At 71.3% G+C, this 7766-nt stretch carries 9 protein-coding genes; all 9 read right to left on the minus strand.

Going from position 1 to position 7766, the window contains the following annotated elements:
- Nucleotides 1–73: 73 nt before the first annotated feature.
- The 9 genes from ACIGWZ_RS36165 to ACIGWZ_RS36205 all read right to left on the minus strand — a co-directional run bounded on the left by ACIGWZ_RS36165 (nucleotide 74) and on the right by ACIGWZ_RS36205 (nucleotide 7512).
- A complete protein-coding gene (locus ACIGWZ_RS36165; protein WP_400071702.1) occupies nucleotides 74–1429 on the minus strand; it encodes a sulfate adenylyltransferase subunit 1 in 1356 nt (451 codons plus the stop codon).
- Between the two features lie 2 nt (nucleotides 1430–1431).
- On the minus strand, nucleotides 1432–2370 hold the full coding sequence (gene cysD / locus ACIGWZ_RS36170) for a sulfate adenylyltransferase subunit CysD (protein WP_400071704.1): 939 nt from the start codon (nucleotides 2368–2370) through the stop codon (nucleotides 1432–1434).
- Nucleotides 2367–2981: an adenylyl-sulfate kinase gene (cysC, locus tag ACIGWZ_RS36175; RefSeq protein ID WP_400071731.1), complete on the minus strand. Its 615-nt coding sequence runs from the start codon at nucleotides 2979–2981 to the stop codon at nucleotides 2367–2369. The genes cysD and cysC overlap by 4 nt, the downstream gene beginning before the upstream one ends.
- On the minus strand, nucleotides 2981–3670 hold the full coding sequence (locus ACIGWZ_RS36180; RefSeq protein WP_400071705.1) for a phosphoadenylyl-sulfate reductase: 690 nt from the start codon (nucleotides 3668–3670) through the stop codon (nucleotides 2981–2983). The genes cysC and ACIGWZ_RS36180 overlap by 1 nt, the downstream gene beginning before the upstream one ends.
- Complete coding sequence (locus tag ACIGWZ_RS36185; protein ID WP_400071707.1) at nucleotides 3667–3855, minus strand: hypothetical protein; 189 nt, start codon at nucleotides 3853–3855, stop codon at nucleotides 3667–3669. Before ACIGWZ_RS36185 ends, ACIGWZ_RS36180 begins: the two co-directional genes overlap by 4 nt.
- Before the next feature lie 115 nt (nucleotides 3856–3970).
- On the minus strand, nucleotides 3971–5683 hold the full coding sequence (locus ACIGWZ_RS36190; RefSeq protein WP_400071709.1) for a nitrite/sulfite reductase: 1713 nt from the start codon (nucleotides 5681–5683) through the stop codon (nucleotides 3971–3973).
- A gap of 212 nt (nucleotides 5684–5895) precedes the next feature.
- Nucleotides 5896–5979: a putative leader peptide gene (locus ACIGWZ_RS36195; protein ID WP_350257049.1), complete on the minus strand. Its 84-nt coding sequence runs from the start codon at nucleotides 5977–5979 to the stop codon at nucleotides 5896–5898.
- A gap of 106 nt (nucleotides 5980–6085) precedes the next feature.
- Nucleotides 6086–6685, minus strand: coding sequence for a GNAT family N-acetyltransferase (locus ACIGWZ_RS36200; RefSeq protein WP_400071711.1), 600 nt, complete (start codon nucleotides 6683–6685; stop codon nucleotides 6086–6088).
- A 140-nt stretch (nucleotides 6686–6825) separates the two neighbouring features.
- Nucleotides 6826–7512, minus strand: coding sequence for a class F sortase (locus tag ACIGWZ_RS36205; RefSeq protein WP_400071713.1), 687 nt, complete (start codon nucleotides 7510–7512; stop codon nucleotides 6826–6828).
- Nucleotides 7513–7766 lie beyond the last annotated feature (254 nt).

Below are 7766 nucleotides of genomic sequence, written 5' to 3' on the forward strand. Positions count from 1 at the left end.
CCACTGCCGAGGGCGCCACTGCCGATCCGGCCGCCCTCTATGGCGAAGGTGGAGAACATGTCTTTGAGCATGCTCAGAAGTCCCATCCGTCGTTGTCCGCCTCGGCGGCCGGGGCGGCTTCCGCGGCCGCCTCCGCGAATGCGGTGCCCGCCATTCCCGCGGTCAGCGTCGTACCGTCCGCCGGGTCGATCAGCAGGAAGGAGCCGGTGCGCCGGGAGTCGGCGTAGGCGTCCAGCGCCAGCGGCTCGGCGGTACGCACGACGATCCGGCCGATGTCGTTGGCGGCCAGTTCGCCCGGCGCCGGGTGCTGGGAGAGGTCGTCCAGGGTCAGCCGGGACGGGATGTCCTTGACGATCGCCTTGACGGTGCGGGTGGTGTGCTTGAGCAGCACCCGCTGGCCGACGGTCAGCGGCCGGTCCGCGACATGGCAGATCGTCGCCTCGATGTCCTGGGAGACCGACGGAGCCGTGGCGGTCGGGGCGATCAGATCACCGCGCGAGACGTCGATGTCGTCGGCGAGCCGGACGGTCACCGACTGCGGCGCCCAGGCCACGTCCACGGCCTGGCCGAGCGCGTCGATCGCCTCGATGGTGCTGGTGCGGCCCGAGGGCAGCACGGTCACCTGGTCGCCGACGCGCAGCACGCCGGAGGCGATCTGGCCCGCGTAGCCGCGGTAGTCGGGGTGTTCGGCGGTCTGCGGGCGGATCACGTACTGGACCGGGAAGCGGCCGGGGTCGTCGGAGGGATCCGCGACGACCGGGACGGTCTCCAGGTGCTCGAGGACGGTCGGGCCGCCGTACCAGTCCATGTTGGCCGACGCCGTCACGACGTTGTCGCCGGCCAGCGCCGAGATCGGGATCGCGGTGATCTCCGGGACGCCCAGCGAGGCCGCGTACGTCGTGAACTCCTCGGCGATGGCGGCGAAGACGGGCTCGGCGTAGTCGACCAGGTCCATCTTGTTGACCGCGAGGACGACGTGCGGGACGCGCAGCAGGGCGGCCACGGCCGCGTGCCGCCGGGTCTGCTCGACGACGCCGTTACGGGCATCGACCAGGACGACGGCCAGCTCGGCGGTCGAGGCACCGGTGACCATGTTCCGGGTGTACTGCACATGGCCCGGGGTGTCGGCGAGGATGAAGCGGCGACGGGGCGTGGCGAAGTAGCGGTAGGCGACATCGATGGTGATGCCCTGCTCCCGCTCGGCGCGCAGGCCGTCCGTCAGCAGCGCCAGGTCCGGCGCCTCCTGCCCGCGGTTGCGGGAGGCGTGCTCGACGGCCTCGAGCTGGTCGGCGAGCACCGACTTGGAGTCGTGCAGCAGCCGCCCGACCAGGGTCGACTTGCCGTCGTCGACGGAACCGGCGGTGGCGAAACGCAGCAACGAGGTCGCGCCGGCGTCCACGACGCCCTCAACAGCATTAGTGGTGCTCATGGTTAGAAGTACCCCTCGCGCTTACGGTCCTCCATGGCGGCCTCGGACATCTTGTCGTCGGCCCGGGTCGCGCCCCGCTCGGTGAGCCGGGAGGCGGCGATCTCCGCGATGACGGCCTCGATGGTGTCGGCGTCGGAGTCGACCGCGCCGGTGCAGGACATGTCGCCGACCGTGCGGTAGCGCACCAGCCGCGTCTCCAGCGTCTCGCCGTCCTTGGGGCCGCCCCACTCACCGGGAGCCAGCCACATGCCGCTGCGGGAGAAGACCTCACGCTCATGGGCGTAGTAGATGGCGGGCAGTTCGATCTTCTCGCGGGCGATGTACTGCCACACGTCCAGCTCGGTCCAGTTGGACAGCGGGAAGACGCGGACGTGCTCGCCGGGCGAGTGCCGGCCGTTGTAGAGCTGCCACAGCTCGGGGCGCTGCCGCCGCGGGTCCCAGCCGCCGAACTCGTCGCGCAGCGAGAACACCCGCTCCTTGGCGCGTGCCTTCTCCTCGTCGCGCCGGCCGCCGCCGAAGACCGCGTCGAAACGGTTCCTGTCGATGGCGTCCAGCAGCGGGACGGTCTGGAGAGGGTTACGGGTGCCGTCGGGCCGCTCGCGCAGCTCGCCGCGGTCGATGAAGTCCTGGACGGAGGCGACGTGCAGCCGCAGGCCGTGCCGCTCGACGGCGCGGTCGCGGTAATCGAGGACCTCGGGGAAGTTGTGGCCGGTGTCGACGTGCAGCAGCGAGAACGGCACCGCGGCGGGCGCGAACGCCTTCAGCGCGAGGTGCAGCATGACGATGGAGTCCTTGCCGCCGGAGAACAGGATCACCGGCCGCTCGAACTCGCCCGCCACCTCGCGGAAGATGTGCACGGCCTCGGACTCGAGGGCGTCCAGGTGCGACAGGGCGTAGGGGCTGTCGCCCTCGGTCTCGGTAGCAATGGTCGCGGTGGTCACGCCAGTCCCCTTTCGACGAGCAGCTCGTGGAGCGCGGCTGCGGACTCCTGCACGGTCTGGGTGTGCGACTCGATGCGCAGGTCGGGCGATTCGGGCTGCTCGTAGGGGTCGTCCACGCCGGTCAGGCCGGATATCTCGCCGGCCGCCTGCTTGGCGTACAGCCCCTTCACATCACGCTCGGAGCACACCTCGACGGGGGTGGCCACATGTACTTCGAGATAGGCGCTGCCCTCGGTCTGGTGGCGCTTGCGGACCGCCTCGCGGGAGTCCGCGTACGGGGCGATCACCGGCACCAGGGCGGTGACCCCGTTGCTCGCCAGGAGCTCGGCGACAAAGCCGATCCGCTGGACGTTCGTGTGCCGGTCGGCGCGGGTGAAGCCCAGGCCGGCCGAGAGGAACTCGCGGATCTCGTCGCCGTCCAGCACCTCGACCCGGCGGCCCTCGCCGCGCAGGCGCTCGGCGAGCGCGTACGCGATCGTGGTCTTGCCCGCGCTCGGCAGTCCGGTCAGCCACACCGTGGCGCCCGTCATCGGCTTCTCCTGAGCTTCCGCAATGTCTCGAACATCTTCCGTGCCCTGCAAGGTGACCCGAATTTGCTGAAGTTCGGCCATCAGTGCAGGCCGCATTCGGTCTTGTTGCTGCCTGCCCAGCGGCCCGCCCGCGCGTCCTCGCCCGCCAGGACCCGGCGGGTGCAGGGGGCGCAGCCGACGGAGGCGTAGCCGTCCATCAGCAGCGGGTTGGTGAGCACGCCGTGCTCGGCGACGTACGCGTCCACGTCCGCCTGCGTCCAGCGCGCGATCGGCGAGACCTTCACCTTCTGCCGCTTGGCGTCCCAGCCGACGACCGGGGTGTTCGCCCGGGTCGGGGACTCGTCGCGGCGCAGCCCGGTCGCCCAGGCGTCGTAGCCGGTCAGCCCCTCTTCCAGCGGCTTGACCTTGCGCATCGCGCAGCACAGGTCCGGGTCACGGTCGTGCAGCTCGGGCCCGAACTCGGCGTCCTGCTCCGCCACGGTCTGACGGGGCGTCAGGGTGATGACGTTGACGTCCATCACCGCCGCCACCGCGTCCCGCGTCCCGATGGTCTCCGGGAAGTGGTAGCCGGTGTCGAGGAACACCACGTCGACGCCCGGCATGGCGCGCGAGGCGAGGTGGGCGACGACCGCGTCCTCCATGGAGGAGGTGACGCAGAAGCGGGCGCCGAAGGTCTCGGCGGCCCAGGCCAGGATCTCGAGCGGGGACGCGTCCTCCAGGTCGCGACCCGCGCGCTCGGCGAGCTGCTGAAGGTCGGTAGCGGTGGTCACGAGGTACCTCTGTGGGATTCCGAAGGGGAAAGGCCGGTGGCTCCCGGGGACATCAGCCCCAGGAACTTCAGCCGGAACGCGCGGCTGCAGGCACGGCATTCCCAGGCGCCGTGACCCTCCTCGGAGGGCCGCAGGTCCTCGTCCCCGCAGTACGGGCAGTAGAACGGCGCCGCTCGCTCGCTCACTGTGCCTCCCGCTCGGCCTCGGCACGCTCTGTGGCGCCGGCTTCCCTCGTCACTGCTCGTTCCTTCGTCACTGCGCGGCTCCTCGGTCCAGCCGACGCCGCGCGCCGAGGCTCGCTCACTTCAGCGCACCCTCTTCGGCCCGGGCGGCCCAGGTGGCGAACCGCTCGTCCTCCTCGCGCTGGGCCTCGAAGTTGCGCAGCACCCGCTCGACGTAGTCGGGCAGCTCATCGGCGGTCACCTTCAGCCCGCGGACCTTGCGGCCGAACCCGGGCTCCAGTCCCAGCGCGCCGCCCAGGTGCACCTGGTAGCCCTCGACCTGGTTGCCGTCCTTGTCGAGCACCAGCTGGCCCTTGAGACCGATGTCCGCGACCTGGATACGGGCGCAGGCGTTCGGGCAGCCGTTGAGGTTGATGGTGACCGGCTCCCGGAAGTCCGGCATCCGGCGCTCCAGTTCGTCGATGAGGGACGCGCCGCGGCCCTTGGTCTCGACGATCGCCAGCTTGCAGAACTCGATGCCCGTGCAGGCCATCGTGCCGCGCCGGAACGGCGAGGGGGTGACCTGGAAGTCCAGCGCCTCCAGCCCGGCGACCAGCGCGTCGACCTGGTCCTGCTCGACGTCGAGGATGATCATCTTCTGCTCGACGGTGGTGCGCAGCCGGTCGGAGCCGTGCGCGCCGGCGAGTTCGGCGATCTTGGTGAGGGTGGTGCCGTCGACCCGGCCGACGCGCGGGGCGAAGCCCACGTAGAAGCGGCCGTCCTGCTGCTTGTGCACGCCGATGTGGTCGCGCCACTTCGAGCGCGGCTGCTCCGGCGCCGGGCCGTCGACCAGCTTGCGCTGGAGGTACTCGTCCTCCAGTATCTGGCGGAACTTCGCCGGGCCCCAGTCGGCCATCAGGAACTTCAGCCGGGCGCGGGTGCGCAGCCGGCGGTAGCCGTAGTCCCGGAAGATCCCGATCACGCCGGCCCATACGTCGGCGACCTCGTCCAGCGGGACCCAGGTGCCCAGGCGCTGGGCCAGCTTGGGGTTGGTGGACAGGCCACCGCCGACCCAGACGTCGAAGCCGGGGCCGTGCTCGGGGTGGACGACGCCGACGAAGGCCACGTCGTTGATCTCGTGGACCACGTCCTGCACCGGCGAGCCGGAGATCGCGGTCTTGAACTTGCGCGGCAGGTTGGAGAATTCCTTGCTGCCGATGTACCGCTCGTGGATCTCGTCCACGGCCGGGGTGCCGTCGATGATCTCGTCCGCCGCGATACCCGCCACCGGCGAGCCGATGATCACTCGGGGGCAGTCGCCGCACGCCTCGGTCGTGGAGAGCCCGACGCTCTCCAGCTTCTCCCAGATGGCGGGGACGTCCTCGATGCGGATCCAGTGCAGCTGGATGTTCTGCCGGTCGGTGATGTCCGCGGTGCCACGGGCGTACTGCTCGGAGACCTCGCCGATGGCGCGCAGCTGCGCCACGGTCAGCCGGCCGCCGTCGATCCGGACCCGCAGCATGAAGTACTTGTCGTCCAGCTCCTCCGGCTCCAGGATCGCGGTCTTGCCGCCGTCGATCCCGGGCTTGCGCTGGGTGTACAGACCCCACCAGCGCATCCGGCCGCGCAGATCGTTGGGGTCGATGGAGTCGAAGCCGGCCTTGGAGTAGATCGTCTCAATGCGTGTCCGCACATTGAGACCGTCGTCGTCCTTCTTGAACTGCTCGTTGCCGTTGAGCGGCGTGAAGTGGCCAACGGCCCACTGGCCCTCGCCGCGGTGGCGGCCGGCCTTGCGGCGCGTCGTGGCGGCCCCGGCCGAGGGCTGGGGGTTATCCGGGGTGTCGGCGGCCATGGGTGTACGTCCTTCTGGGCGGGCTCAAGGGGGCGGACGGGCGCGGCACACCCGCGTGACCTGCGCAGACACACCGAAACACGGCGCGCGGCAACGCGTCGGAGGTGAGCTGTGAGGGCGGGGTACGGCCGCGTCCGCGACAATGGGGACGGCGGGAAATCGGTGGTGCCGGCGGTTGCTGTCCGGGGCTCGGGGCCCTGGTCGGCGCTGCGTCAGCCTGCCCGACAAATGGCGCTGGACATGCGGCCGAGGTCGACGTGCCGCCGACTCACCAAGGCAATTCCAGCTCTAGACATGACGGAAGCGTGGCACGTCGCTCTCTGGCCAGTCCACCGTCGTCCAGAATTTGGACATCAGTGTCCCGAATGACGAGACAATGTGTTGCGGATCACCCTCGGGAGATCACTTTCCGGCGTCCGGCAAGGGCATGACCGGTCCGGCGCCGGGCCAGGGTCCGGGCACCGGCGCCTCGGTCTCCTCCGTCACCGTCGTCTCGTACACCCGGAACCCGCGGCGCTCGTAATTGGCCCTCGCATGCACACCGTCGTCGCTGCAGGTGTGCACCCACACCCGCGTCGTCCGCTCCCGCTCCGGCCACCGCTCGGCCAGGTCCCAGGCCCGCCCGGTGCCGTGCGAGAGCAGCTGCCCGCCGATCCTCCGGCCCCGGAAGGCCGGGATCAGACCGAAGTAGGCGATCTGCACGACCCCCTCAGGCTGGGCGTCCAGCTCGATGAACCCGGCGGGCGTCCCGCGCTCGTACGCCACCCAGGTCTCCACCCCCGGTCGCCCCAGATATTCCGCCCACCGCGCGTACGACCAGCCCAGCCGGTCGGTCCACAGGACGTCCCCGCCGACCGCGGTGTAGAGGAACCGGCTGAATTCCGGCGACGGCACCTCGGCCCGGACGATACGGACACCCTGCTCGGCCGCCGGTTTTGCGCCGGGGGCGAGGTCGGTGGGCGAGGTCTGCTCGAGGTACCAGGTGGTGACCGAGTGGCTCATGCGGCCAGAACATCACACGCACCTCGGGGCCCGGATACCGGACCGGCCCCGGTCCTCGGCCGGTGCCCGCTCCGGCGTCGCCCCCGCCCGTTCCCCGCCATCGCGGAGGGCGACCCCGGAACGCCTGAAGTCCCGCTGATCTAAGGGGAGTTGGCGGGCTGCCGTGCCGGCACGGTTCCCGTCATCCGGGCGAAGACCACCACATTCCCCGCGTACCCGCCGCTGGCGGAATAGCCACCGCCGCAGGTCAGAAGGCGCAGTTCGGGGCGCCCGGTGGCGCCGTAGACCCGGCGGGCCGGGAAGTGCTCCTTGGCGAAGACCTGGATGCCGTAGACCTCGAAGAGCACCGTGCGCCCGTCCTTGCGGGTCACCCGGATCGTCCGGCCCTTGGTGAGGGAGCCCAGGCGGTAGAAGACCGCGGGCCCGGTGTAGAGATCGACATGGCCGACGATGACGGCGGTGCCCGGCTCGCCGGGGGCCGGACCATCGGCGTACCAGCCCGCCAGATTCGGGTTCCGGGCCGGTGGGGCGGCTATCCAGCCGTCCTTGTCCAGGCCGAGCGGGACCACCGGGGCGGAGATCTTGAGCGAGGGGACGGCCACCCGGGAGACGGCGGAGCGGGCCAGCCGCGGCCCGGAGGGACGGCCGCCGACGGGCGTGAGCGCGGGGGCACCGCCGCCCGGCTGCGGCGGGCCGTCTGCCTCGTCCGACAGCCCGCTGCGCAGCATGCCGAACCCGGTGAGGCCCACCAGGGCCATCACGCCCCAGTTGGGCCGGCGCGCCGGGGGCTCCGCGCGCGGCTCCTCGGGCCGGCCCAACAAGCTCATCGCTCTCCTCCCGCGGCCGTGCTCCCCACCGCGCGCGGCCCACAGCCGCCACGCTAGGCGCCGCCGGGTCGGGGGGCGACGGGGGTGGGCCGATCGGGTCCCTGTCCGCTGCGCTTTGCCTGGGCCCCACGTTGTCGGCTTCCCCGCCGTAGGGTTCCGTCGCCGTTGCGCCTGCGGCGGGCTGGTGCCGCTGCGCGGGGCTGTTCGGCAGCGGCACCGGGCCTACACGGCTCCGCCGCTACGACCCGGCACCT

Source organism: Streptomyces sp. NPDC053427 (genome assembly GCF_044544985.1).
Taxonomy (GTDB): domain Bacteria; phylum Actinomycetota; class Actinomycetes; order Streptomycetales; family Streptomycetaceae; genus Streptomyces.